This window comes from Microbacterium sp. NPDC056569 (assembly GCF_042793475.1).
In the GTDB taxonomy this organism is placed as follows: domain Bacteria; phylum Actinomycetota; class Actinomycetes; order Actinomycetales; family Microbacteriaceae; genus Microbacterium.
The window spans coordinates 164,034-188,763 of sequence record NZ_JBHTUV010000003.1 but is presented as its reverse complement, the minus strand read 5'-3'; the positions used below and the strand labels follow the sequence as shown (position 1 = coordinate 188,763).

General features: G+C 68.5%; 22 protein-coding genes. 13 read left to right on the top strand and 9 right to left on the bottom strand.

All coding sequences use genetic code 11. The annotated features are described in order from the left end of the window. Positions 1–58 precede the first annotated feature (58 nt). The 5 genes from ACFQ7C_RS05170 to ACFQ7C_RS05150 all read left to right on the top strand — a co-directional run bounded on the left by ACFQ7C_RS05170 (position 59) and on the right by ACFQ7C_RS05150 (position 6,153). Positions 59–2,350, top strand: a complete 2,292-nt coding sequence (locus ACFQ7C_RS05170) for a DUF6049 family protein (RefSeq protein ID WP_378898446.1) — start codon at positions 59–61, stop codon at positions 2,348–2,350. After that, positions 2,347–3,966 carry a murein biosynthesis integral membrane protein MurJ gene (murJ, locus tag ACFQ7C_RS05165; RefSeq protein ID WP_378898445.1) on the top strand — a complete coding sequence of 540 codons (1,620 nt, stop codon included), beginning with the start codon at positions 2,347–2,349 and terminating at the stop codon, positions 3,964–3,966. The genes ACFQ7C_RS05170 and murJ overlap by 4 nt, the downstream gene beginning before the upstream one ends. Before the next feature lie 133 nt (positions 3,967–4,099). Next, the gene (trxB, locus tag ACFQ7C_RS05160) at positions 4,100–5,104 is read left to right on the top strand and encodes a thioredoxin-disulfide reductase (RefSeq protein WP_378898444.1); all 1,005 of its coding nucleotides are present in this window, start codon (positions 4,100–4,102) and stop codon (positions 5,102–5,104) included. 93 nt (positions 5,105–5,197) lie between these two features. Next, positions 5,198–5,521, top strand: a complete 324-nt coding sequence (gene trxA, locus ACFQ7C_RS05155) for a thioredoxin (RefSeq protein ID WP_045301944.1) — start codon at positions 5,198–5,200, stop codon at positions 5,519–5,521. A gap of 215 nt (positions 5,522–5,736) precedes the next feature. Beyond that, complete coding sequence (locus ACFQ7C_RS05150) at positions 5,737–6,153, top strand: YciI family protein (protein ID WP_378898443.1); 417 nt, start codon at positions 5,737–5,739, stop codon at positions 6,151–6,153. A gap of 23 nt (positions 6,154–6,176) precedes the next feature. Here the strand turns inward: ACFQ7C_RS05150 and ACFQ7C_RS05145 are convergent, their stop codons facing one another. After that, on the bottom strand, positions 6,177–6,524 hold the full coding sequence (locus ACFQ7C_RS05145) for a tryptophan synthase subunit alpha (protein ID WP_378898442.1): 348 nt from the start codon (positions 6,522–6,524) through the stop codon (positions 6,177–6,179). Positions 6,525–6,580: 56 nt separating this feature from the next. Between ACFQ7C_RS05145 and ACFQ7C_RS05140 the strand changes: the two genes are divergently transcribed. Beyond that, on the top strand, positions 6,581–7,846 hold the full coding sequence (locus ACFQ7C_RS05140) for an RNA polymerase sigma factor (RefSeq protein ID WP_378898441.1): 1,266 nt from the start codon (positions 6,581–6,583) through the stop codon (positions 7,844–7,846). Here ACFQ7C_RS05140 and ACFQ7C_RS05135 read toward each other — a convergent pair. Both ACFQ7C_RS05135 and ACFQ7C_RS05130 read right to left on the bottom strand, forming a co-directional pair. Continuing rightward, the gene (locus ACFQ7C_RS05135) at positions 7,841–8,830 is read right to left on the bottom strand and encodes a ParB/RepB/Spo0J family partition protein (protein WP_378898440.1); all 990 of its coding nucleotides are present in this window, start codon (positions 8,828–8,830) and stop codon (positions 7,841–7,843) included. The genes ACFQ7C_RS05140 and ACFQ7C_RS05135 overlap by 6 nt on opposite strands. Then, a complete protein-coding gene (locus ACFQ7C_RS05130) occupies positions 8,830–9,753 on the bottom strand; it encodes a ParA family protein (RefSeq protein ID WP_378898595.1) in 924 nt (307 codons plus the stop codon). Before ACFQ7C_RS05130 ends, ACFQ7C_RS05135 begins: the two co-directional genes overlap by 1 nt. Positions 9,754–11,622: 1,869 nt before the next feature. Between ACFQ7C_RS05130 and ACFQ7C_RS05125 the strand changes: the two genes are divergently transcribed. After that, on the top strand, positions 11,623–12,540 hold the full coding sequence (locus ACFQ7C_RS05125; RefSeq protein WP_378898439.1) for a helix-turn-helix domain-containing protein: 918 nt from the start codon (positions 11,623–11,625) through the stop codon (positions 12,538–12,540). 64 nt (positions 12,541–12,604) lie between these two features. Continuing rightward, positions 12,605–13,195: a dihydrofolate reductase family protein gene (locus tag ACFQ7C_RS05120; RefSeq protein WP_378898438.1), complete on the top strand. Its 591-nt coding sequence runs from the start codon at positions 12,605–12,607 to the stop codon at positions 13,193–13,195. Positions 13,196–14,142: 947 nt separating this feature from the next. Here ACFQ7C_RS05120 and rsmG read toward each other — a convergent pair. Genes rsmG through rpmH form a run of 6 tightly spaced genes read right to left on the bottom strand, consistent with a single transcriptional unit; the run spans position 14,143 to position 17,371 of the window. Next, the gene (gene rsmG, locus ACFQ7C_RS05115) at positions 14,143–14,766 is read right to left on the bottom strand and encodes a 16S rRNA (guanine(527)-N(7))-methyltransferase RsmG (RefSeq protein WP_378898437.1); all 624 of its coding nucleotides are present in this window, start codon (positions 14,764–14,766) and stop codon (positions 14,143–14,145) included. Between the two features lie 48 nt (positions 14,767–14,814). Continuing rightward, positions 14,815–15,333 carry a protein jag gene (locus ACFQ7C_RS05110; RefSeq protein ID WP_378898436.1) on the bottom strand — a complete coding sequence of 173 codons (519 nt, stop codon included), beginning with the start codon at positions 15,331–15,333 and terminating at the stop codon, positions 14,815–14,817. Between the two features lie 36 nt (positions 15,334–15,369). After that, positions 15,370–16,518: a membrane protein insertase YidC gene (gene yidC, locus ACFQ7C_RS05105; protein WP_378898435.1), complete on the bottom strand. Its 1,149-nt coding sequence runs from the start codon at positions 16,516–16,518 to the stop codon at positions 15,370–15,372. 8 nt (positions 16,519–16,526) lie between these two features. Next, complete coding sequence (yidD, locus tag ACFQ7C_RS05100; RefSeq protein WP_378898434.1) at positions 16,527–16,883, bottom strand: membrane protein insertion efficiency factor YidD; 357 nt, start codon at positions 16,881–16,883, stop codon at positions 16,527–16,529. Then, the gene (rnpA, locus tag ACFQ7C_RS05095; protein WP_378898433.1) at positions 16,880–17,215 is read right to left on the bottom strand and encodes a ribonuclease P protein component; all 336 of its coding nucleotides are present in this window, start codon (positions 17,213–17,215) and stop codon (positions 16,880–16,882) included. The genes yidD and rnpA overlap by 4 nt, the downstream gene beginning before the upstream one ends. A gap of 18 nt (positions 17,216–17,233) precedes the next feature. Continuing rightward, positions 17,234–17,371, bottom strand: coding sequence for a 50S ribosomal protein L34 (rpmH, locus tag ACFQ7C_RS05090; protein ID WP_022879826.1), 138 nt, complete (start codon positions 17,369–17,371; stop codon positions 17,234–17,236). Positions 17,372–17,680: 309 nt separating this feature from the next. Here rpmH and dnaA point away from each other — a divergent pair, with 309 nt between their 5' ends. The 5 genes from dnaA to gyrB all read left to right on the top strand — a co-directional run bounded on the left by dnaA (position 17,681) and on the right by gyrB (position 24,727). Next, positions 17,681–19,123, top strand: a complete 1,443-nt coding sequence (dnaA, locus tag ACFQ7C_RS05085) for a chromosomal replication initiator protein DnaA (protein WP_378898432.1) — start codon at positions 17,681–17,683, stop codon at positions 19,121–19,123. A 482-nt stretch (positions 19,124–19,605) separates the two neighbouring features. Further along, positions 19,606–20,760, top strand: coding sequence for a DNA polymerase III subunit beta (gene dnaN / locus ACFQ7C_RS05080; protein ID WP_378898431.1), 1,155 nt, complete (start codon positions 19,606–19,608; stop codon positions 20,758–20,760). 50 nt (positions 20,761–20,810) lie between these two features. Further along, positions 20,811–22,025, top strand: a complete 1,215-nt coding sequence (gene recF / locus ACFQ7C_RS05075) for a DNA replication/repair protein RecF (RefSeq protein WP_378898430.1) — start codon at positions 20,811–20,813, stop codon at positions 22,023–22,025. After that, complete coding sequence (locus ACFQ7C_RS05070) at positions 22,018–22,563, top strand: DUF721 domain-containing protein (RefSeq protein WP_378898429.1); 546 nt, start codon at positions 22,018–22,020, stop codon at positions 22,561–22,563. Before recF ends, ACFQ7C_RS05070 begins: the two co-directional genes overlap by 8 nt. A 121-nt stretch (positions 22,564–22,684) precedes the next feature. Next, positions 22,685–24,727, top strand: coding sequence for a DNA topoisomerase (ATP-hydrolyzing) subunit B (gene gyrB, locus ACFQ7C_RS05065; RefSeq protein ID WP_378898428.1), 2,043 nt, complete (start codon positions 22,685–22,687; stop codon positions 24,725–24,727). Positions 24,728–24,730: the final 3 nt, after the last annotated feature.

Sequence of the window (24,730 nt, the reverse complement as noted above, 5' to 3'; positions counted from 1 at the left end):
ATCTCAACGATCGTGCGGTCAGGACATCGCACAGGAGCGAACCCCCGACAGGATGATCGTGACTTCACCGCGAGCCTCGCGGCGTGCACCGCGCCGCGCACCGCGCCGTGCGACCGCCGGCGTCGCGGCCATGGCGGTGCTCGCGGGACTGCTGCTGCCCGCTCCGGCGATCGCGGCACCCGAGCCGGCGCCCTCGCCGAGCGCGACTTCCGCCGTCCCCGCGGGCACCACGGTGTTCACCCTCTCGCCGGTCTCGAACGGCATCGTGCGACCGGGCGAGGCGCTGAGCGTCTCGGTCTCGATCCAGAACGGGACCGACGCCGAGCTGGTGCCCACCACCGTCACCCTCTCGCTCGGTCGCACGCCGCTGGCCGACCGCGACGACCTCGGCGACTGGCTGGACGGCACCTCCGCCGAGGCCACCCTCGAGCCGATCGGCAACGACACAATCGAGGCCGTCGAGCCCGGCGGATTCGGGGTGCGCGGCATCACGATCGCGGCTGACGACCCCGCCCTGGCGGCACTCGCCCCCGGCGTCTACCCGCTCGCCGCGTCGTATGCGGGTGCGTCGGGCACCGTCACCTCGACGAGCGTCATGGTCGTGCCGCCGATCGAGGCCACCGACGTGGGCATCGGCGTCGTCGTCCCCATCACCGCGGGCCCGCTCAGCGAGGGGCTCCTCACCGCGGAGCAGCTCGCCGAGCTCACCGCGCCCGATGGAGACCTCACCAATCAGCTCGACGGCGTCACCGGCACCGCCGCGACCCTTGCGGTCGACCCGGCCGTGCCGGCGTCGATCCGGGTGCTCGGCACCTCGGCGCCGGAATCCGCGCAGGAATGGCTCGCCCGTCTGGAGGCCATCCAGAACTCGCGCTTCGCCCTGCAGTTCGGCGACGCCGACGTCACCGCGCAGCTCCAGGCCGGGCTGCCCCGTCCCCTGCAGCCGACCTCCTTCACGGCGTACATGTCGTCGTCGGACTTCTCGACGACGCCGACACCCACACCGACGCCCACGCCGACACCGTCCGACGGGCCTGCACCCACCCCGCAACCCGAGAGCGCCCTGCCGAGCACCGACGAGCTGCTCGCCGTCGGGCCGGCGACCCGCGCCGGCGTGTACTGGCCCGCCGACGGCACCGCCGACACCGAGATCGTCACGCGGCTCGCCGACATCGCGGTCGACGGCGGAGCAGCCCCGCTCACGCTCATCCCGTCCTCGACGACCCGCGCCGGGTCCGACGGCCGCACCGTCTCCGCGCACGGGAAGGTCGGCGCGGCAGAGGTTCTCGTCTACGACAGCGACGTCTCGTCCGCCCTCGACGACGCCTCGCACCAGCAGGAGCCGTGGCTGCGCGGAGCGCCGCTGACGGCGGCCACCGCGTACCTCGCGTTCGCGGCCGCAGAGACGAACGGCCCGCTCCTGGTGACCGTCGGCCGCGGCGACGGACGCTCGCGCGTCGAGCTCGGTGCCGCGATCTCCGCCGCCTTCTCGGCGCCCGACGTGACACCGCGCACCATCGCGACCGTGGCCGCCGCCGACGCACGCGACCTCGAACTCGCCGACGTGGAGCCCTCCGACGAGCGCGCGGCCGCAGCATCCGCTCTCTTCGGCGACGAGAGCGAGCTCTCGCGGTTCGCCACCATCCTCGACCAGCCGTCGCTGCTCACGGGCCCCGAGCGTGCCGAGATCCTGCAGCTACTGGGCGTCGCGTGGATCGGCGACGACTCGTGGCCCCAGGCGCTCGCCGACCACCGCGCGCAGACCGCCGGCACCCTCGACTCGGTCGCCCTGCTGCCGACGAGCCCGAGCGACCTCTACGGGTCGAGCGCGGCCCTGCGGTTCTGGGTGCGCAACGACCTGCCGTACTCCGTCAATCTCGTGCTCTACACGACGCGCGACAACCTGCGCCTCGACGTGCAGGGCGAGACGCCCGTCGTCGCGACACCCCGGAGCAACACCCGCGTCGAGGTGCCGGTGCAGGCGCGGGTCGGCCGCGGCGACGTCACACTCACCCTCCAGCTGCGCAGCCCCGCGTTCGTCGCGATCGGCGAGCCGGAGTCTGTCGAGGTCAACGTCTACGCCGACTGGGAGGCCGTCGGCATCACCGCCCTCGCGGTGCTCGTCGGCCTCCTCCTCCTCTTCGGCATCGCCCGCACGGTGCTGCGCATGCGCCGCAGACGGCGGGGAACGGATGCTGCCGCCCCACGTGATGCGGATGCAGAGTCGGCCGACGAGGCCGAGGGCGAGGCGCCGGAAAGGGCAGGGGCCGAGGCCGGGACCGAGCCCGAGGCCGGCAGAACCGGGGCCGGGGGCGGCGTTCCCGCCGCGACCGAGGGGGATGAGCGGTGAGCGGGATCGGGCGGGCGAGCGTCCTCATCGGTGCCGGCACGATCGTCTCGCGCCTCACGGGGTTCCTCCGCGGCATCGTGCTCGTGGCGGTCGTCGGCTCGGTCGGCAGCCGCGCGGGTGACGCGTTCACCACCGCGAATCAGCTGCCGAACAACATCTACGCGATCATCTCCACCGGCCTGCTCACCGCGGTGATCGTGCCGCAGATCGTCCAGGCGGGGTCCCACAAGGACGGCGGCCGCGCATTCATCTCCAAGGTGTTCACGCTGGGCGCGGTCGTCCTGCTCGTCGCTACGGTGCTCGCGACCCTGGCCGCACCGTGGCTCGTGCAGCTCTACGCACCCGGCTACGCGCCGGATCAGCTCGCCCTCGCGACCACGTTCGCGTACTGGTGTCTTCCGCAGATCGTCTTCTACGGGCTGTACGCGCTCGTCGGCGAGGCGCTCAACGCGCGACGCATCTACGGTCCGTTCACGTGGGCGCCGATCGTCAACAACGTCGTGTCGATCGCGGGCTTCCTTGTCTTCCTCGCGCTGTTCGGCGGCCCGCTGACGGAGGTCGTCGACTGGACCCCGACGATGATCGTGCTCCTCGCCGGCACCGCCACCTTCGGCATCGTCGTGCAGGCGGTGATCCTCTTCTTCTTCTGGCGCCGGACTGGGCTTCACATCCGGCCGGACTTCCGCTGGCGCGGCGTCGGTCTCGACCAGATCGGTCGCCTGGCGGGGTGGACCTTCCTGATGGTCGTCGCGGGTCAGCTGGCGGGGCTGCTGCAATCCCGTGTGGTCTCGGAAGCCTCCGGCGCCGGCCCCGCCGCCATGGTCTCGGCGAACGCATGGCTCCTGTTCATGCTTCCGTACTCGATCATCGTGCTCTCGATCGGCACTCCTTACTTCACCCAGCTCAGCGAGCACGCCCATGCCGGCCGCGACGACGACGTCCGCGCGGACATCGGGCGCAGCATCCGCACCCTTGGCGTGTTCATCGTGATCGCGACGTTCGCGCTGGCTGCGGCGGCGGTTCCCGCGTCGCGCATCTTCACGAACTCCGCCGACGACGCCGTCGATGCCGCGTGGGTGCTGCTCGCATACCTGATCGGGCTCGTGCCGCTCGCCGTGCTGTTCGTCATCCAGCGGACCTTCTACGCCTACAGCGACACCCGAACGCCCTTCTTCTTCACTCTGCTGCAGTGCGGGATCGTCGTCGCGACGGCTTTCGGCGCACGGGGGCTGGTCGACGCCGGTGTCATCGGGCTGGAGTACCTCGCGGCGGCCGTCGCGGTCGGGCAGTCGTTCTCGAGCATCGTCCAGGTCGTCCTTGCGACCTGGCTGCTCCACCGGCGCCTCGGGAGCCTCGCGATCGGATCGTGGATGCTGTCGCTCGGCCGCTTCGTCCTCGCGGCGATCCCCGCCGCCACGGTCGGCTGGCTCGTCTTCCTCTGGTTCGGAGGCCCCGACGGCTGGACCGCGTCAAGCCAGCTCTGGGGGGCGGTCGGTGCCGCCGTCATCGGCGTCGTGGCGATCGCCGTGTACGTCGGCTTCCTCGCACTGCTGCGCGCGCCCGAGCTGACGGTCGCCACCGGCGTGGTGCGCCGCTTCCTGCCCGGCCGCCGCTGAGCCTCCCGGTCCCGGTGCTCGGGGCGCGGGGGACGGGGTGCGGAATGCCGCGCGGTTACCATGTGTTGAGGCATCCGGAGCGTTCGCGTCCGTCATGGGACGGGCGCAGGGCTTCACGAGGAAAGGTGCGCACGTGCGTCAGGTCATCATCATCGGTTCGGGTCCCGCGGGCTACACGGCGGCGATCTACGCCGCCCGGGCCAACCTGAAGCCGCTCGTCGTGGCGAGCTCGGTCGAGGCCGGCGGCGAGCTGATGAACACCACCGAAGTCGAGAACTTCCCGGGGTTCCCCGAGGCGATCATGGGTCCCGACCTCATGGCGAAGATGCAGGAGCAGGCCGAGCGCTTCGGCGCCGAGGTGCTGTACGACGACGTCGTCTCGCTCGACATCGACGGCCCCGTGAAGAAGGTCGTGCTCGGCAGCGGCGCGTCGCACGAGGCGGACGCGCTCGTCTTCGCCACAGGATCCGCGCCGCGCAAGATCGGCATCGAGGGCGAGTCGCGCCTGTCGGGCCGTGGCGTCTCGTACTGCGCGACGTGCGACGGGTTCTTCTTCCGCGAGCGCGTGATCGCGGTGGTCGGCGGCGGCGACTCCGCGATGGAGGAGGCCACCTTCCTCACCAAGTTCGCGTCGAAGGTGTACATCATCCACCGCCGCGACGAGCTGCGCGCCTCGAAGATCATGCAGGAGCGCGCGTTCAAGAACGACAAGATCGAGTTCGTCTGGAACAGCGAGGTCGTCGACATCCTCGGCGACGACGCGGTCACCGGTGTGGTGCTCGAGGACACCGTCGACGGCTCGCGCCGCGAGCTGGCACTGGACGGCGTGTTCGTCGCGATCGGCAACGACCCCCGCACCCACCTCGTGCACGACAAGCTCGAGCTGACCCCCGAGGGCACGATCCGGGTCGACGGCCGCTCGTCACGCACGTCGGTTCCCGGTGTGTTCGCCGCCGGCGATGTGATCGACCCGACCTACCGTCAGGCGGTCACGGCGGCGGGCAGCGGGACGGTCGCAGCCCTCGACGTCGAGCACTTCCTCGCCGCGCTCGGCGAGGCGGGCGCCCCCGCACCCGACGCCGCCGAGATCGACGGCCTTCCCGGTGCCGAGCCCGTCGCCCGGGTCGACGCCGCCTAGCGCGGCGTCGGGCCGCGCACAAGCCCGGGAACACTTCGCGCCCACCTCGCGTTGAATGAGCGTGGACAGACTTTCCCACAGAAGGAGAAACAGATGACCGCCAAGGCGACGACTTCCGCCACGTTCGAGCAGGACGTGCTCCAGGCCGAGGGTCCGGTGCTCGTGGACTTCTGGGCGGAGTGGTGCGGCCCGTGTCGCATGGTCTCGCCCGTCCTCGACCAGATCCAGTCGGAGCACCCCGACAAGATCACGATCCTCAAGCTCAACGTGGACGAGAACCCCGACCTCGCGATGAAGTACCAGATCACCTCGATCCCCGCGATGAAGGTGTTCAACAAGGGCGCCGTCGAGACCACGATCATCGGCGCCAAGCCGAAGTTCGCGCTCGAGCAGGACCTCGCGGCCTACATCGGCTGAGAGTCCCACGCTTTCACGAGAACCCCGCCGGCACGCTCGGCGGGGTTTTATCTGTCTACCGGGTGTTTCCGGCATATGCCGGTTGCAGCATCCGAGATTCCCTGAGATTTGTTCGCGAGCCGTGTCGATCTGCGCGAGGCTTGTTCGACGCACATGGTGAAGGGGCCGAACGGGCCTCCGACCGGGCCATCATCGCCCCGACGAAAGGGAATCCCATGCGTTACATGCTCATCATGCAGGTCGGCGCGGAAGCCGCCGCAGCATTCGACCCCGAGACCTTCGACATGGCGGAGGCGTACGCCGCCATGGGCGCGTACAACGAGGAGCTGCAGAAGGCCGGTGTGTTCCTCAGCGCCGAAGGACTGTCGGACGCCTCGGAGGGCTTCCGCGTCGACTTCGACTCGGTGCCGCCCGCCGTCACCGACGGCCCGTTCGCCGAGGCCCGCGAGGTGTTCACCGGGTTCTGGATCCTCGAGGTCGCCTCGCGCGAAGAGGCCGAGCACTGGGCGCGCAAGTGCCCCCTCGGCCCCGGCTCGGCGCTCGAAGTGCGTCGCGTCAACGAGCTCAGCGACTTCGACCAGAACGACGAGTGGGTCGCCAAAGAGAAGGAGTGGCGCGCCGCCAACTCGTGACGCCGCCTATCGAGCAGACTCCGTCAGCTCGCTTCCGCACGCACCGTCGGGTCCCACCGGCGGTGCGTGTTGGCGTCTCCGAGCAGCGACCACACCGCTCGGGTGAGCGGGGGATAGTCGAGCGCGATCTGCCTCAGCACGCGATAGTGGCGGCTGGCGTTCGGGCGCGACCCGCCGTCGGCCGCGATGTTCTCGGCGCGGAGCAGGTACACGACGAGCTCGTCGACCGACGGCAGCTCGTCCATGAACTCCCACGGGTCCTCGCCGGCACGCAGACGCTCGTGCACCAGCACCGACAGTTCGTCTGCGGCTTCTGCACGGAGCAGCTCGAGGCTCGCACGTCGCCGCGGGTTCTGCTCGTCGTTCGCCATCAATCCAGGGTAATTGCCGATCCCGACACGGTGGGCCACCCGTTTACGCTGACAGCATGAGTTCCGACCCTGATGCCCACGCCCGCCGGGCGGTGGAGGCGGTCTGGCGCGACCAGTCCGCGCGCATCGTGTCTGCACTGACGCGGCATACCGGCGATTTCGCGTGGGCCGAGGATCTCGCGCAGGAGGCGCTGGTCGAAGCCCTCGCCGCATGGCCGGGCAGCGGCATCCCCGACAATCCCGGAGCATGGCTCATGTCGGTCGCCAAGCGGCGCGCGATCGACTGGTGGCGACGGCGTGAACGGATGTCGCAGCGCGAGCCCTTGTTCGTGTCGGAGGCTCTCGTGGCCGAGGCGATCGACTCCGTGCCCGACGATGCGGACCCCGATCGCATCGACGACGACGTGCTGCGTCTCGTCTTCGTCGCCTGCCACCCGGTGCTCCCGGCGCAGGCGCGGCTCGCTCTGACGCTGCGCACCGTCGCAGGTCTCACCACCGAGCAGATCGCGCGGGCCCTGCTCATGACCGTCCCGACGGTGCAGCAGCGGATCGTCCGGGCCAAGCGGACCCTCGCCATCGAGGGTGTGCCGTTCGAGGTTCCCGACCGCGCCGAGCGGCCCGCTCGACTGGCGAGCGTGCTGCAGGTCATCTACCTGCTCTTCACCGAGGGTTACTCGGCCACCGAGGGGGAAGGGCTGCTCCGGCCCGACGTCGCGCGCGAGGCGGTGCGCCTCGGCCGGCAGCTGGCCGCACTCATGCCGCGTGAGCCCGAGATCTGGTCTCTCATCGCGCTCATGGAGTTCCAGTCGTCGCGCTTCGCCGCCCGCGTGGACGCCGATGGACTGCCGGTGACCCTCGAGGACCAGGACCGGCGCCGGTGGGACCGCTCCGCGATCGGGCGCGGACTGGACGCGATGAGGAACACGGATGCCTCGCCCCGAGGTCTCGGCTACTACGGCCTGCAGGCCGCCATCGCGCAGTGCCATGCGGTCGCCCCGACATTCGCCGAGACCGACTGGGAGCGGATCCTGCGGCTCTACGACGCGCTGGATGGCCTCGCGCCGTCGCCGGTGGTGCGACTCAACCGCGCGGTCGCGATGTCGATGGTCGACGGCCCCGAAGCCGCGCTCGAGGTCGTCGCCGAGCTGGAGCCTGAGCTCACGGGCTTCCGCCCGTATGCGGCCGTGCACGCCGAGCTGCTGGAGCGGCTCGGGATGGTCGAGGCCGCGGCCGCGGAGTTTCTCGTGGCGGCCGACCTGCCCGGGAACGCCGCCGAGGCCGCCCTGCTGCGTCGGCGCGCCGACGCCCTCAGACCGCTATGAGGCCTGCAGCGCCCCGTACTCCGTCTCACCGAGCTCCGCGAGGATTCGGTTGAGGTCCTGAATCGTCGCGAAGTCGATGCTGATCTGGCCTTTTCTGGCCGTCAGCGAGATCTTCACGCGTGTGTTGAGGCGATCACCCAGCCGGTCGGCGACTTCGTCCAGGTGCGCACGCCGCGACCCGGCCTGGGGCTTCACCGCGCGGGTGGGGGAGGCATCCGGAAGCTTCGCGGCGGCTTCCGCGGCACGGACCGAGAGGTCCTCGTTGACGATCTTGTCGGCGAAACGCTGCATCGCACTCGCGTCCTCGAGGGAGAGAATCGCGCGGGCGTGCCCCGCCGTGAGCACGCCGGCGGCGACGCGCTGCTGCACGGGAACCGGGAGCTTGAGCAGGCGGATGGTGTTGCTGATCTGCGGACGCGAGCGGCCGATGCGCGTCGCGAGTTCTTCCTGAGTGATGCCGAAGTCTTCGAGCAGCTGCTGATACGCCGACGCCTCTTCGAGGGGGTTCAGCTCCGAGCGGTGCAGGTTCTCGAGGAGGGCGTCGCGGAGCAGGTGCTCGTCAGCGGTGTCGCGCACGATCGCGGGGATCGACGTCAGGCCGGCCTCTCGGGCGGCCCGGGTACGTCGCTCACCCATGATGAGCTCGTACTCGCTCTTCTCGTTGAGCCGGACGACGACGGGCTGCAGCACGCCGAACTCCCGCACGCTGTGAACGAGTTCTGCGAAATGCTCGGGGTCGAAGTTCGTACGCGGCTGCCGCGGGTTGGGCACGATGTCGTGGGGGTCGATGTGGGCCAGCCGGGCACCGGGAACCTCGACGAGGTCGTCCTGGATCTCGGGCTCAGCACCCGCGGCGTCCGGCTCCCGCTCAGCCACCGCGACTGCGCGCGGGAAGAAGACGTCGGCGGGACGCTCGTCGGCCTGCTCGCTGGTCGGGATCAGCGCGCCGATTCCGCGGCCGAGTCCTGTGCGCTTGGCTGCCATCATGCGCCCCTTTCGTTCGAGGCGCTGTCGCGCCGGATCATCTCGACTGCCGCTTCGCGATACGCGATGGCGCCGGCCGACTGTCCATCGTAGGCGAGAACCGACTGACCGAAACTCGGTGCCTCCGAGACGCGCACGGAGCGCGGGATGATCGTGTCGAGCACTTCGCTGGGGAAGTGCGCGCGCACCTCGTCCGCGACCTGCTGAGCCAGCCTCGTGCGCCCGTCGTACATCGTCAGCATGATGGTCGACAGCTGCAGCCGGGGATTGAGGTGCTTCTGGATCATCCGCACCGTGCCGAGCAGCTGGCTCAGGCCCTCGAGAGCGTAGTACTCGCACTGGATGGGGATGAGGAGTTCGCTCGCTGCGGTGAACGCGTTGATCGTGAGGAGACCCAGCGAAGGCGGGCAGTCGATGAGGATGAAGTCGAGCTCCTCATGATGCTTCGCGAGGTAGTCGTCCACCGCCACTCGCAGGCGGTGTTCGCGCGCGACCTGCGACACCAGTTCGATCTCTGCGCCGGCCAGGTGGATGGTGCTCGGCGCGCAGAGCAGATTCGGGGACTCGGGGCTCACCTGGATGATGTCTTCCAGGGGGAATTCGTCGATGAGCACGTCGTACACGCTCGGCGTGTCGGCGGTGTGAGGGACGCCGAGCGCCGTCGAGGCGTTGCCCTGGGGATCCAGGTCGATCACGAGCACCTTCGCGCCGCGCTCGGCCAGCGCGGCCGCCAGGTTGACGGTCGTGGTCGTCTTGCCGACGCCACCCTTCTGGTTCGAGACGGTGAGTACGCGCGTGCGCCCGGTGAGCTGAACCTCGGCCTCTTCGAGCGCCTTGCGGCGCGCGGACAGATCCGCGAGCTCCCGCGCGATGGGGGAGTCGTCGTCTTCCTGCGCGAGTGCGGTGCCCTCTTGCTGCGCGATGGGGGATTCCTCTTCCTGCCTGACGTTGGCGCCCTCGGCGGGCGCGATCTCTTCGGGTGCGGAGCCAGCGTACTCATCCGGTGCGACATCGACGTCGGCTTCGGCTTCGGCTTCGGCTTCGGCTTCGGCACGATCATCCTCGTCGGGAACTTCTGATGTGGTGATCTCGCCTGGGACGGGTTCCTCCGGGGCGGCTCCCGGGTCGGCGGGCTCGTCTTCATCAACCGCGGCGACATCGTCTTCGCGGTCAGAGTCGGCCTCGTCGGCGCGGGTCTCCTGGGGTGCGACCTCGATCACCGAGGACTCCGGCGTCCAGACGATCGGCGGTTCATCAGACGAGGACGCTCGAGCCTCGACCTCGTCGGGTTGTTTCACGTGAAACTCTCCCCCGTGCCCGAGCCGCTCAACATCGTCTTCCACCCTATCCCGCCTTGCCCCCACTCCCAGCCGCCGGAGCCACTTGTTCATGCGTTCCTTACCGTTCAGGGCGGATGATCCGCCTTCTCTAGTCAACCTCGCACGGCGCGTTCGACCCCGCCAACCCGCCGCTCGCACACACTGAGAAATCCCTAATGTGGGCCGGCGCGGTCCGAATCCGATTCGACGCATCGCCCGGCGCCGGAGGAGACGGCGGATCGGCGACCACGGCGACGTAGCCGCCCCTTGCGTCTGCGTGAAACCGGGCAGTTGTGCCTCGCGACGCTTTCTGCGTCGGCAGGAGCTCACCGCCGGTATGAGCGCGAGCGGCCGACTCGCGCGTCTCGCACACTGCGGACGAGACTCCCGGCCGGCCGTCGCCCACCGAAGTGGCGGCTGCCCCGTTTCACGTGAAACGGGCGCGACCGACGGCAATGTCCGCAGCTGCCGGTCGCAATGATGGCCTGTTCGGTCACGACCGCGACGTCGCAGGCGTGGTCGGTCGCGATCGAGGCGGCGAAGCGCTCGACGCTGAACGCGCGCGCCTGTGTTGCTCCAATCGAGCGGGTGCTCACCCGGGCATGGTTGGTGCGTCGCGACCTCGCGACGGAGCCGCGTTTCACGTGAAACATTCCTTGCTCCCCGAGGGATCGCGCCCTGGCCGGGCGGATGGTCGACAGATCACATCTAGCATCACCCATCCGCACACCCGCAGTCTCGGACCCTCGTCTACGTCACCGAGTACTGGCGGGTGTGGCGAGTCCGTGCGATACGCGGGACCGCATCGGCTTCCACCCCTTTACCGCTGCGCTTGCCGCGCAGAGCGCGCGTGTCCGGCTCCGACACGGTTCACGGCACACGAACGACCCGCACGCGCGGGGGGGGATCCCCACACTTGAAGGCCAACGGGCTCCCCGCACGCGGGGCGCGGAGTACCGCCGTCCGGGGCGACCGCTCACGGCAGTCGGCACCGACAAGAAGCGCGCTCTCGATAAGAACCTCCCTCGGCGGACTCACGACCACATTCTCGTGGCGACGAACGCCTCCACGACGCGGTGGTGCCGGGGTCGAATGCGACCAGCACGACATCGCGGCCGGCAGGGATCGCGGAGCGGCGGCCCTACTCCCCGTCTGCGGGAGACGATCCTGCACCACCCTGCCACGCAGGCTCCGGCGCCATGCCCGTCCCGCTCAGCGACCACCGGGCTCCATCAGGGAGGCAATGAAGGGCCCGGAGACGAGCCGTGTTTCACGTGAAACAATTGCCTCTCGTCGGCGACGGCGCACCGTGACTGTCCCACGCGCGCCGCCGATGCGTCGTTCACCGCTACGGGGAACTGCGATCCTCTTGGGCGCACGGGCGGAGAGTGCCTGCCGCATCGCGGAAGCTGACGGGGGGGACAACGCGTCCGGCCGGGAACTCCTGTCCGCGTCTCTTTGGGATGACACTGGATGCCGAACATTGCGGGCCGCTCTCGCGCGCTGCCGTCGGTGCGTGATGCGAGAAGGGGCATCGGCGATGATGTCAGCGTGAGGTATGTCTCCAGGGCGCCTGCTCCGCCGCTCGACGGTCTGATCGACGACCTCTACTACCTGGAGGGCGTCCCGCCGTACGCCAGGTTGTTGCTACCGGCGGCGCCGGCGCCCCTGCTCATCGTCAATCTCGGAGCGCCTTTTCTCATCCGAGCCGCCACCGACGGTGATTCCGCGGAATACGCGGATGGCTGCGCGGTCGCGACTCCCACCCGTGCGTGGAAGTTCGGCTACCCGACCCCCACCAGGTCAGTGGGGGTGCACTTCAAGCCGTGGGGACTGGCACCGTTCCTTCCGATGCCGGCGGCCGAGCTGTGCGACCGACCGGCAACGATCGCGCGGATCTGGGGCCGGCCCGCTGTCGCCGAGTTGCGGCGACGACTGGCCTCCGCAGACACACCGCACGAGATGCTGAGGCTGTTCGAGGAGGATCTGGCGCGACGGACGCGCGTGGTCGACGGCCTGGAGATCGTGCGTCAGGTGAGCAGCGCCATCGCCCAAAATGGCGGATCGATGCCGATCAGCGATCTGGGAATGGGAACGCGTGCCAGCAGCACATACCTGGCGAAGAGGTTCAAGGACGTCGTCGGCGTCACGCCGAAGCGGCTGGCGCGCAGCTACCGGTTCACCTTCACCGTATTGGCGATCGACGTGGCCGCACCGATCGACTGGGGCGAGGTCGCCGCAGGGGCCGGCTACTTCGACCAGGCGCACTTCATCCACGAATTCCGCGAATTCACCGGGCTCACGCCGACCCAGTATGTCGAAGTCCGACGACGCTTCCTGCGCGAACATCCCGCCCATGCGCTGGAGGGCTGGCTGCTGCCGGCCGATTGATTTCCTACAAGACCTGCCACTCACGACGCACGAGACTGGGGACCGGAGATAAGGGAGGAACCCCATGAGGAAAGTGGTCATGAATGCGTCGGTCTCGGTGGATGGCTTCATTGCGGCTGAGGACGACGATCCCGGTCCGTTGTTCGAGTGGTTGATCAGCGGTGATGTGCCGCTGGATGACAACGGCGCACTGAGAGTGTCTCAAGCGTCCTACGACCACATCCGTCCGTACTGGGATCAGATCGGCGTGACGATCGCCGGCCGCCACGTCTTCGACATCACGGACGGTTGGGACGGGAAGCCTCCGAGCGGAATCGACCACGTGGTCGTGGTGACGCACAGGGCTGCCCCTGAGGGTTGGGAGCTCAACAGTCAGTTTCATTTCGTCGACACCATCGAAGCGGCCGTGACCACAGCGAAAGGGCTCGCTGGTGACCGCACCGTCGAGGTCGCGGCCGGTGACGTCGGCGGCCAGGCACTCGCCGCAGGCCTGGTCGACGAGGTGCGCATGGACGTCGCACCCGTCGTGCTCGGGTCCGGCAAGCGCTACTTCGGCTCCGTCGCCTCGCAGCACCTGCTCGAGGACCCGGACATCATTGTTCAGGGCGAGCGGGTTCTTCACCTGAGATATCGCGTACGCCGCCTGTCGATCTGAGCGGATCGGGGGTTCGCGCGATGAGAACGTCGGGGCGCCAGCGAGCGGCTGCGCTGCCGATGTTTCACGTGAAACGACGGGGCAACCGCGCTCGCGCAGCGCGCCAGCGCTCCCGCGATGTTTCACGTGAAACGACGTGCAACCGCTCGCGCAGCGCAGCGGGCGCGCGGCACACCGGCACTCGTCCCGGCGAGGCGCACGCCGTCTGGACCAAAGGCGACTCACTGTCGCCCGACTACCGCACGGCGACGACGTCGCGGGAAGCGATCCACGCTGTCGCGAAACTCCGCGTGCATCGGCATGGGTTAGGCGATTCCGTCCAGCAAGCGATCGCGGACGGCGCCGAACGTCCGGTCGTCATGTTTCACGTGAAACGACGCACGAGACGCGCTCGTGACGTCCATTCGCGGGCGTGTGTACCAGACCCGGGCCCCGAAGAGGGCTTGCCCCGCGACGCGCCGACTGCAGATCCTCCGGGTGCTCGCCGATCACGTACACCTCTCCATCCCTGGCAGCGCGATGCCGCGGCTTCGATGCTGGCGGTCTGCGCCGCGTGCGGGGTGTTTCGTCTCACTCGTTCCTCGCTCGCTCAGCGACCTGGGGAGAAGACTAGGCGGCCGCTCTACCACCCGACGCCGAATCGCCCTGCGCTCAACGACCGGGGGGGAAGGCTAGGTAGCCGCGCTACTGGCCGAAGACGAAGCGCCCTCAGTCAGCGGAATGCTCCGGGGCACTTCGTCGCGCTCGCCCCTCGCTCGCTCAACGACCGGAGCACAAGGCTGGCGGGCGCTCTTTCGCCTAAGGGCTGGACGGCGAAACACCTGAGCGTGCGGGATGGTCCGGGGGCGTTTCGTCTCGCTCCCTCCTCGCTCGCACAACGAGCGGGGTCAGCGGACTCGCACCGCTCCGATGATGCGCACGCTTCGCGGGGCGCGATTCCGCGCCGGTCAGCGAACGGTGGCCCGGATCACCCGGGACGGCTCAGCGAGCAGATCCTCGCCGACGACCTCGACGCGTGCGTTCGTCACCTTGAACTTGCGGAGCTGCTTCTCGGCGGCGTCGATCTCATTCGCGGCGCTTGTTCCCTTGAGCAGGATGAGCTCGCCGCCGTCGCGCACCAGGGGAGCGGTGAGGGGCACCAGCGTGCGCAGGGCGCTCACCGCACGCGCCGTCACCGCGTCCAGCACGGGCCCGCGTTTCCAGTCCTCGGCGCGCGCGCGGAACACCTCGACGTTGTCGAGCTCGAGCGCTTCGACCTGCTCCGAGAGCCACGCCACGCGGCGCTCCATCGGCTCGACGAGGATCCACTCGACGTCGGGACGGGCGATCGCGAGCACCAGTCCGGGAAGTCCTGCACCCGAGCCCACATCGCCGACCCGTCCGGAGAACAGGGGGGCGATGATCGCGCTGTTCAGGATGTGCCGCGACCAGAGACGCGGCGGCTCGAGTGGTCCGATGAGGCCGCGCTCTTCGCCGTGCCGGCCCAGAGCTTCGGCAAACGTGCGTGCGGCCTCGATGCGGTCCCCGAAGATCTCGGCGGCCGCCGGCGGTTCCTGTTCGATCTCGATCATCGACACTTCGACAAGCTCACTACGAATGTTTCACGTGAAACGTGCGGCTCAGCCGCGACGGATCACCGTGTGGCGGTCGGCGCCCTCGCCGTACGACTCGGACACGAAGCCGCGCTCAGCCACGATATCGTGCACGACCTTGCGCTCGTAGCTGGACATCGCGGGCAGCGACGCCTGCGAGGCGCCGTCATCGAGTCGGGCGATGGCACGGTCGACGAGCGTGGTCAGCTCGTTCTGTCGTGCGTCGCGGGATCCGCCGATGTCGAGGATCAGGCGCGAGAAACGCCCGGTGCGGTTCTGCACAGCGATGCGTGTGAGCTCCTGGAGCGCCTGAACGGTGTCGGGCGCCGCGATAAGGTCGACCGAACCACCCGACGGCGCCTCGACCGACACGTACGCGCGCCCGGCGCGCACATCGAGGTCGAGATCGCCGTCGATGTCGGCGATGTCGAGCAGGCCCTCGATGAAGTCGGCGGCGACGTCGCCTTCCTCTTCGAGCTGGGCCACGGTGGCGGGGGCCCGCTCCTCGCGCGCGTCGACAGGGGCGTACTCAGGGGACGTGGTCATTGCGTGATCCTCGGGTGTGACGTCGGTCGGATGCGGTCAGGAGGCGGAACCGGCGCCGGGGGCGGCGGGGTCGGACCCACCGGGGACCTGTCCGCCCTGCTTCTGCCCGGACCCGGGCTTCTGCGCCTGCTTCTTGGCACGCTGCTTGCTCACCGGCTGCTGGCGCTTCGGCGCCGCAGCCTTCGCGCGCTCGGCCTCTTCGTACAGGCGCTGCTGCTCGGCGAGGTACTTCTCCATCGGGACGACCTTGCCGGAGGCGTCGATCGCCTTGCCCTTCTTCGCGAGACGCTCCTCGCGTGCCTTGGCGGCGTCCGAGCCGGGGGTGGGCATCTCGCGGATGACGAGGAACTGCTGACCCATCGTCCACAGGTTCGACACGAACCAGTAGATGACGACACCGAGCGGGAAGAAGACACCGGAGAAGATGAAGCCCAGCGGAAGGACGTACAGCATGATCTTCTGCATCTGGTACGCCTGGCCGGTCTTGGCCTCAGGGGAGAGGTTCTTCGAGATGATCTGCAGCTGGGTGAAGAACTGCGACGCGATCATGAGCACGACCAGCACGACGAGGATGATGATCGCCGGGGTGTTGCCGGTGTTGACCGCGTCGATGAGCGTCTCGTGGAGCGACGCGACACCGAAGAGCTTCGCGTTGTAGAACTCCGCCGTCAGCTCCGCGTTGAGCAGGCCCACGCCGCCGGTGCCGGCGTTGAAGTGCTTGGTGACGTCGTTGAGCACGCTGAACAGCGCGAAGAAGACGGGCATCTGCACGAGCAGCGGCAGACAGCTCGAGACCGGGGTGGTCCCGTGCTTCTTGTACAGCGCCATCGTCTCGCGGCTCATGGCCTCGCGAGAGAGCTGATCCTTCTTGCCCTTGTACTTCTCCTGGACTTTCCGCAGTTCAGGAGCGATTTCCATCATCTTGCGCTGGCTCTTGATCTGCCGTACGAACAGCGGGATCATCGCCGAGCGCACGACGATCACGAGGCCGACGATCGCCAGCACCCAGGTGATGCCGTCGGCCGGCGGAAGCCCGATCGCGGTGAAGAGCCAGTGCCAGAAGACGAGCACCGCCTCGACCGCCCACTTGAGCGGCCAGAGGATGATCCCGAAGAGATCGAATCCGCCGTTCGTCGCCGGGGCGGACGGCGAAGGCGTCGAGGCGAGGGCTGACAAGAGATCCATGCGGAGGATCAGTCCTTTCCGGTGGGGGCGGGCACGACGAACCCGTGGCGGGTCAGCGCGTGCCGGAAGTTCTTGCGGGGCGGCACGTCGTCGACGCCGCCGACCGCCCAGGGGTGACACCTCGCGATGCGCGCCGCGGTCATCGCCGACCCGACGATCGCACCGTGCTGCTGCACCGCGCCGACGGCGTACGCCGAGCACGACGGGTAGTACTTGCAGACGTCGCCGTAGGCGTGCGAGATCGTGGCGCGGTAGCCGTGCAGCAGCGCGAGCAGCGCGTTGCGGGGGAGGAGCGGGATGCTGCGCAGGGAATCGGATGCCGAGAACTCGGCCTCTCCGAGTGCGTAGGCGGGAAGGACGCTCATGCGGCCCTCCGTGCGAGGCAGTTCGCGACGTCGCTGCGCAGATCGTCGAACGACGCGGATGCGGCGCTCGGCAGCGCACGGATCACGACATCACTGCCCGGCGCCACCGTGTCGATCGACTCGAAGCACAGCGCCTTCAAACGGCGGCGGACCGTGTTGCGCACGACGGCGCCGCCGACCTGCCGGCTCACGATGAAGCCGAACCGCGCCGGACCATCGGTCACGACGCGGCTGACATAGGTGACGGTGTGCGTCCCGGCGCACCGACGACCCCTACGGACGACGGCCTTGTATTCCGTCCCGCGGGTGAGTCGGTTCGACCTCGCGAGCACCGCAGGAGTGAATCGAGGTCAGGCCGAGAGCTCGGTGCGCCCCTTGGCGCGGCGAGCCGAGAGGATGGCGCGGCCGGCGCGCGTGCGCATGCGGGCGCGGAAGCCGTGCTTCTTGGCGCGGCGACGGTTGTTGGGCTGGAAGGTGCGCTTGCTCATGGGGACTACTTCCGATCAGGTGTCACCGGGACGCTCGAGACCGGGGACGTGTGTACAGGGGCGACTGCCACGAAGGCATAAGTCAACCGATTAAGGCTACGTCGAGATGACCGAGAACTCAAACCGAGCGCAGAACGTGTCATTATGCACCTGCGAGGCGATCCACCCTGGCACCGACACGCAGGCCGGTTCTACAGTGGAGTTTGCTCACGCGACGCCTCCTGACTAGCGTGGCTCCGGCAGTTATCCACAGGCCTGCACCGACGTTTCCGCGGCCTCCGGTGGAATCATCAACAACCCGGGGGGGCCATGACACCGCACGAAGTTCCAGATGTCCCGGTCTGGACGGCCGTTCTGGACGAACTCGTGCGAGACGATCGCATCACTCCGCAGCTGCACGGCTTCATCAGTCTGGCAGTGCCGCAGGGAGTGATGGGCGGAACGCTCTACCTCGACGTCCCCAACGATCTGACCGCCGCCCAGTTCACCAAGCGCATGCGCGCGCCGATCCTCGAGGCGCTCACGCGGGTCGCCGAGGACGTCCAGGACCCGGCGTCGAACTTCCGCGTGGTCGTGAACCCGGATCTGGCGGATGCGCATCTGACCGCTCCGATCCCGATCCAGTCGAGTGCTGTCGCGCCGCCCGTGGTGCAGTCCGCGGCGCCCGTCGGACGCCCGCCGCTGGACGACTCAGGGGACGCAGCATCCGTCTCGCGCAGCGATACGCGACTGAACCCGAAGTACACGTTCGACAACTTCGTCATCGGCCAGTCCAACCGCTTCGCGCATGCCGCAGCGGTCGCCGTCGCCGAAGCACCGGCCAAGGCGTACAACCCGCTCTTCATCTACGGGGACTCCGGCCTCGGCAAGACGCACCTCCTCCATGCGATCGGCGACTACGCGCTGAGCCTCTACGCCGGCATCCGGGTGCGGTACGTGTCGAGCGAGGAATTCACCAACGACTTCATCAACTCGATCGCCAACAACCGGGGCTCGGCGTTCCAGGCGCGGTACCGGGACGTCGACATCCTGCTGATCGACGACATCCAGTTCCTGCAGGGCCGGGCTGAGACGCAGGAAGCCTTCTTCCACACGTTCAACCAGCTGCACGATCACGACAAGCAGGTCGTGATCACGAGCGACGTGCCGCCGAAGCACCTCACCGGCTTCGAGGACCGCATGCGCAGCCGCTTCGAGTGGGGCCTCATCACCGACGTCCAGGCGCCCGACCTCGAGACGCGCATCGCGATCCTCCGCAAGAAGGCGCAATCCGAGCGGCTCCACATCCCCGACGAGGTGATGGAGTACATCGCGACCGTCGTCTCGAGCAACATCCGGGAGCTCGAAGGCGCCCTCATCCGCGTCTCGGCGTTCGCGAGCCTGAACCGCTCGACGCTCGACATGTCGCTCGCACAGACCGTCCTGCGCGACATCGTCGACCAGGACGACGCCAACGTCATCTCGCCGACCGACATCATCACGGCGACCGCGGCCTACTTCAAGCTCACCGTCGACGACCTCTACGGGTCGAGCCGCTCGCAGTCCGTCGCGACCGCCCGTCAGATCGCGATGTACCTGTGCCGTGAGCGCACGAGCCTGTCGCTCCCGAAGATCGGGCAGCTGTTCGGCAATCGCGACCACACCACCGTGATGTACGCGTACAAGAAGATCAGCGAGCTCATGAAGGAGCGCCGGTCGATCTACAACCAGGTGACCGAGATCACCGCACAGCTCGGCCGCAACGGTCGCTGACCGGTCCCCTACACCCTTCGAGGGGTCCGTGCGTTACGACGCGCGGGCCCCTCGTTGCATATGCCGGAAGAAGTTCTTGACACCCACGGTGAGCAGGGCCATCATTCCGGTTCTGCACAGTGTGGAAAACCTGTGGATAACTCTCCCAAGCTGCGGAAACCGCTGTGAACGGGCGGGGGACACCTGTGGATGGATTGCGGAATACACACGTCTTGTCATTCATCTCTCCGACGCTTCTCCGGAGCGTCTCCACAACTCACACGCGTGTGGTTTCCGTCTCCCGACTGGCAACGAGGCAGTTGTCCACAGTTTCCACAGCCGTTAACACCATGACAAGAATTCTCTGAGATGAACCCCGTCCGATCACCTTTGCGGTGGACAAGTCCCGAGACGCGAAGCGGACTGGCAATCTCCGAGGCTGGCACTAGCATGAGAACCCCGAGCCCGCAGTCGAAGGGCCCGCTGCAGCAAAGGGAGCGTTCGTGAAGTTCCACGTCAATCGCGATGTGTTCAGCGAAGCCGTATCGTTCGTCGTCAAACTCCTCCCGCAGCGCAACCCTCAGCCGATCCTCGCCGGCGTGCTGATCGAGGCATCCGCCGAAGGACTCTCGCTCGCCGCTTTCGACTACGAGGCGTCAGCGCGCACCACGATCGAGGCCACCGTCGACGAGCCGGGCACGATCCTCGTCCATGGCCGCCTGCTCTCCGACATCGCGAGCCGTCTGCCGAACGCGCCGATCCAGATCGAGGTCGACGAAGACGCCGGCATCCTCCTCACGTGCGGCTCCGCGCGCTTCACGCTCGCCTCCATGCCCGTGCAGGAGTACCCCGCGATCCCCGAGGTCACCGGCGACTCCGGACTCGTCCCCTCCGAGGACTTCGCGACCGCCATCGCGCAGGTCGCCTTCGCCGCATCGCGCGACGACGTGACTCCGGTGCTCACCGGCGTGCAGCTGGAGGTCTCGGGAACGAGCCTCAGCCTCGTCGCCACCGACCGCTACCGTGTCGCGCTCCGTGAGATCCCGTGGGACGGCGGCAGCGCCGCGAGCGACGAGTCGACCACGGCGCTCGTGCCGGCGCGCACGCTCACCGAGGTCGGCAAGACCTTCGCGCACGGCGGCGACATCTCGATCGCGTTCTCGGGTTCGGGTGACCGCGAGATCATCGCTTTCACCGCGGGCAACAAGACCGTGACGTCGCTGCTCATCAAGGGCAACTTCCCGCCGGTGCGTCGCCTGTTCCCCGAGCAGACCGAGCACCACGCGGTGGTCAACACCGCGGAGCTCGCCGAGGCCGTTCGCCGTGTGTCGCTCGTGCTCGACCGTTCGGCTCCGCTGCGGTTCACCTTCACGGCCGACAGCGTGTCGATGGATGCCTCGGGCACCGAGCAGGCGCGCGCCACCGAGTCCGTCGACGCGACGCTGCTCGGCGGTGACGAGGTCACCCTGGGCCTCAACCCCCAGTACCTGCTCGAATCCCTCGGAGCCGTCAAGAGCGAGTTCGTGCGCATCACGTTCACGTCGAGCGAGAACGCCAACAAGCTGAGCCCCGTGCTCATCACCCCGCAGACCTCCGTCGACCGCGCCGGCTCGGACTCGTTCCGCTACCTGCTGCAGCCGAACCTGCTGCTGCGCTGATCCCGCGCAGCGGCGGTCGGAACGTCAGCGCCGCTCATTAGGCTTGTCCGGTGATCGTGGAGCACCTGAGTCTGGTCGACTTCCGCAACTATGCGGCCGCCGACGTCGAGCTCGGGCCCGGACCGAACGTGTTCGTCGGCCGCAACGGCCAGGGCAAGACGAATCTGGCCGAGGCCATCGGATTCTTCGCGACGCTCGGCTCGCATCGAGTCTCGAACGACGCGCCGATGGTGCGTGACGGGGCGGATGCCGCGATCATCCGCGCGCGACTCGCCCACGGGGAGCGTCGCGTGCAGCTCGAGGCGCAGGTGAACCGGCAGGGTTCCAACAAGGCTCGGGTGAACGGCGCTCCCGTGAAGCCGGCGGAGCTGCCCCGCTATGCGCAGGTCGTGCTCTTCGCACCGGAAGACCTGCAGATCGTGCGCGGCGATCCCTCCGCCCGGCGGCGTTTCGCGGATCAGCTCCTGGTTCAGCGCGCTCCGCGCATGGCCGGCGTGATCGCAGACTACGACCGCGTGCTCAAGCAGCGCACCGCGCTGCTGAAGTCGGCGAAGGCGCGCGGCATCCGCGGCGATGCCCTGTCGACGCTCGACGTGTGGGACGACAAACTCGTCTCCCTCGGCACCCAGCTCATCGCCGCGCGGCTCGCCCTCGCCGCCGACCTCGCGACTCCGCTGGCCGCTGCGTACACCGCGATCGCCGGTGCCGACCACAATCCCGAGATCGAGTGGGCGCTCTCGGTCGCCGGCGCCGACACCGGCGAAGACGCCGACGGCGGCTCGGGCGCTCCCGCAGCACCGAGCCCCGCACCGGACGCCGGACGCCCGGACGCCTCGACCACCCGCATCGCCGAGCTCTTCCGTCAGGCCCTGGCGGCGAAGCGCACGTCCGAGCTCGAGCGCGGGCTGACGCTGGTGGGCCCGCATCGCGACGACCTGCTGCTGCGGATCCGCGGGCTTCCGGTGAAGGGCTACGCGTCGCACGGCGAATCCTGGTCGGTCGCGCTGTCGCTGCGGCTCGCCTCGGCCGAGCTGCTCCGCGCGGATTCGCGACTCGGCGACCCGGTGCTGATCCTCGACGACGTCTTCGCCGAGCTCGACGCCGACCGCCGCTCCCGTCTCGCGCTCCTCGCCGCCGGCTACGAGCAGGTCGTCGTGACCGCCGCGGTGGAGGGCGACGTCCCCGAAGCACTGCGGGCGCGGATGGTCCGGGTCGAGGCCGGCCGCATCGTCGGCCCCGTGGACGCGGAGGCCGCCGATGCCTGACCCTTCGACAGGCTCAGGGGCCGGAGAGCCGAAGGACGCAGCATCCGTCCCGCTCGATCGCACGGCCGTCCCCGAGACGATCTCGACGTACCTCCGCCTGCGCGGACTCGAGCCGTCGGCCCGGTCCTACCGCAAGCGCCGTCGGCGCACCGAGGACGACGACAACATCCCGTTCGCACCGGGGCGCGACGCGCGCGGTGTCGGCGACGTGCTCGCCGACCTCACCCGCGAGGCCGGCTGGGACCCCCAGCTCGCCCGCGAGGACGTCGTCCGGGCGTGGGACCAGGTGGCCGGCGAGGACACCGCGCGCCACACGCGTCCGGTCGCGTTCTCGGACGGCACCCTCACCATTCAGGCCGACTCGACGGCGTGGGCGAAGCAGCTGCAGCTGATGCGCGCGCAGATCCTCTCCGAGATCGTCCGCCGCTACCCCGAGGCGGGGGTCGACGCGGTGCGCTTCATCGGGCCGGACGTCCCCTCCTGGAAATGGGGTCCCAGAACGATTCCAGGGCGCGGTCCGCGCGATACCTACGGATAAGCCACGTCAGGAGGCATCCAGGCGAATTCCATCCCCTTACAGGGCCGCAGAGCGCTGTGATCGGGCCGTTACCCGATAGACTGTCAGGGCCCGCGTCGAAGGATTTGGAGCCCTCGCGAAGATGACGTCTGACAACCCCGATAACGTTTCCGAGGAACCCGAAACGCCCGATCAGGCTCCCAACGGATCTCCCAGCGATTACGGGGCAGACGCCATCCAGGTGCTCGAGGGCCTCGAGGCCGTCCGCAAGCGCCCCGGCATGTACATCGGATCGACCGGTGAGCGCGGACTCCACCACCTGGTGTACGAGATCGTCGACAACTCGGTCGACGAGGCCCTCGCCGGCTTCTGCGACACGATCAACGTCACGATCATGCCCGACGGCGGCATCCGCTGCGTCGACAACGGCCGCGGCATCCCCGTCGACATCCACCGCACCGAGGGCAAGTCGACGGTCGAGGTCGTGCTGACGGTGCTGCACGCCGGCGGCAAGTTCGGCGGCGGCGGCTATGCGGTCTCGGGCGGCCTCCACGGCGTCGGCTCGTCGGTCGTGAACGCGCTGTCGACGCGCCTCGATGTCGAGGTGAAGCGTCAGGGTCACGTGTGGCGCCAGTCCTACCGGGACGGCGGGCAGCCGCAGGCGCCCCTCGCGAAGGGCGAGCCGACCGAAGAGACCGGCACGATCATCGAGTTCTGGCCCGACGACACCATCTTCGAGTCGGTGAACTTCGACTACGACACGCTGCGCACCCGGTTCCAGCAGACCGCGTTCCTCAACAAGGGGCTGCGCATCACGCTCGCCGACGAGCGCCCCGAGTCGACATACGTGACGGATGCCGAAGGCGGCGGTTCCGAGGAACGCCAGCCGTTCGACGACTTCTACTACGAGCGCGGTCTCGTCGACTATGTCGAGTACCTCAACAAGGTGCGTCACGCCGACGTCGTGAACGAGGAGATCATCGAGATCGAGTCGGAGGACACCATCCGCCACATCTCGCTCGAGCTCGCGATGCAGTGGACGTCGAGCTACACCGAGAACGTGTTCACCTTCGCGAACACGATCAACACCCACGAGGGCGGAACGCACGAAGAGGGGTTCCGTGCGGCGCTGACCACGCGGATCAACGCGTACGCGCGCGACAAGAACCTCCTGAAGGAGAAGGACGACAACCTCACCGGCGACGACATCCGCGAGGGTCTCACCGCGGTGATCTCGGTCAAGCTCTCCGAGCCGCAGTTCGAGGGACAGACGAAGACCAAGCTCGGCAACACCGAGGCGAAGGCGTTCGTGCAGAAGGTCGTCGGCGACCAGCTCGCCGACTGGCTCGACCGCAATCCGGTGCAGGCGAAGCGCGTCATCACCAAGGCGATCGACGCCGCGACCGCCCGCATGGCGGCGCGCAAGGCCCGCGAGACCGCGCGACGCAAGAGCGTCTTCGAGTCGGCCGCGATGCCCGACAAGCTCAAGGACTGCACCAGCAAGGACCCGTCGATCAGCGAGATCTTCCTCGTGGAGGGCGACTCGGCCGGCGGCTCCGCGGTGCAGGGGCGTGACCCCCACACCCAGGCGATCCTGGCGCTGCGCGGCAAGATCCTCAACGTCGAGCGCGCGCGTCTCGACAAGGCTCTCGGCAATCGCGAGGTCCAGGCGATGATCCAGGCCTTCGGCACGGGCATCGGCGAGGACTTCGACATCGACAAGGCCCGCTATCACAAGATCGTGCTGATGGCCGATGCCGACGTCGACGGCCAGCACATCACCACGCTGCTGCTCACCATGCTGTTCCGCTACATGCGCGGACTCATCGAGGCCGGCTTCGTGTACCTCGCGATGCCGCCGCTGTACCGCCTGAAGTGGACCAACTCGCCGCACGAGTACGTGTACTCCGACAAGGAGCGCGACGCGCTGCTGGCCGACGGCCTCGCAGGCGGCAAGCGGATCCCGAAGGAGGGCATCCAGCGCTACAAGGGTCTCGGCGAGATGAACGCCAAGGAACTGTGGGAGACCACGATGGACCACACCACGCGGACGCTCCGCCAGGTGACCATCGATGACGCGGCCGCCGCGGACGAGATCTTCTCGGTGCTGATGGGCGAGGACGTCGAGTCCCGCCGCACGTTCATCCAGCGCAACGCCAAGGACGTCCGCTTCCTCGACATCTGACCC

What these genes read in the sequence shown, in the direction of transcription:
- trxA (WP_045301944.1), top strand. Translation starts at nt 5,198, where the DNA reads ATGACCGCCAAGGCGACGACTTCCGCCACGTTCGAGCAGGACGTGCTC.
- ACFQ7C_RS05150 (WP_378898443.1), top strand. Translation starts at nt 5,737, where the DNA reads ATGCGTTACATGCTCATCATGCAGGTCGGCGCGGAAGCCGCCGCAGCA.
- ACFQ7C_RS05145 (WP_378898442.1), bottom strand. Translation starts at nt 6,524, where the DNA reads ATGGCGAACGACGAGCAGAACCCGCGGCGACGTGCGAGCCTCGAGCTG.
- ACFQ7C_RS05140 (WP_378898441.1), top strand. Translation starts at nt 6,581, where the DNA reads ATGAGTTCCGACCCTGATGCCCACGCCCGCCGGGCGGTGGAGGCGGTC.
- ACFQ7C_RS05135 (WP_378898440.1), bottom strand. Translation starts at nt 8,830, where the DNA reads ATGGCAGCCAAGCGCACAGGACTCGGCCGCGGAATCGGCGCGCTGATC.
- ACFQ7C_RS05125 (WP_378898439.1), top strand. Translation starts at nt 11,623, where the DNA reads ATGCCGAACATTGCGGGCCGCTCTCGCGCGCTGCCGTCGGTGCGTGAT.
- ACFQ7C_RS05120 (WP_378898438.1), top strand. Translation starts at nt 12,605, where the DNA reads ATGAGGAAAGTGGTCATGAATGCGTCGGTCTCGGTGGATGGCTTCATT.
- rsmG (WP_378898437.1), bottom strand. Translation starts at nt 14,766, where the DNA reads ATGATCGAGATCGAACAGGAACCGCCGGCGGCCGCCGAGATCTTCGGG.
- ACFQ7C_RS05110 (WP_378898436.1), bottom strand. Translation starts at nt 15,333, where the DNA reads ATGACCACGTCCCCTGAGTACGCCCCTGTCGACGCGCGCGAGGAGCGG.
- yidC (WP_378898435.1), bottom strand. Translation starts at nt 16,518, where the DNA reads ATGGATCTCTTGTCAGCCCTCGCCTCGACGCCTTCGCCGTCCGCCCCG.
- yidD (WP_378898434.1), bottom strand. Translation starts at nt 16,883, where the DNA reads ATGAGCGTCCTTCCCGCCTACGCACTCGGAGAGGCCGAGTTCTCGGCA.
- rpmH (WP_022879826.1), bottom strand. Translation starts at nt 17,371, where the DNA reads ATGAGCAAGCGCACCTTCCAGCCCAACAACCGTCGCCGCGCCAAGAAG.
- dnaA (WP_378898432.1), top strand. Translation starts at nt 17,681, where the DNA reads ATGACACCGCACGAAGTTCCAGATGTCCCGGTCTGGACGGCCGTTCTG.
- ACFQ7C_RS05070 (WP_378898429.1), top strand. Translation starts at nt 22,018, where the DNA reads ATGCCTGACCCTTCGACAGGCTCAGGGGCCGGAGAGCCGAAGGACGCA.
- gyrB (WP_378898428.1), top strand. Translation starts at nt 22,685, where the DNA reads ATGACGTCTGACAACCCCGATAACGTTTCCGAGGAACCCGAAACGCCC.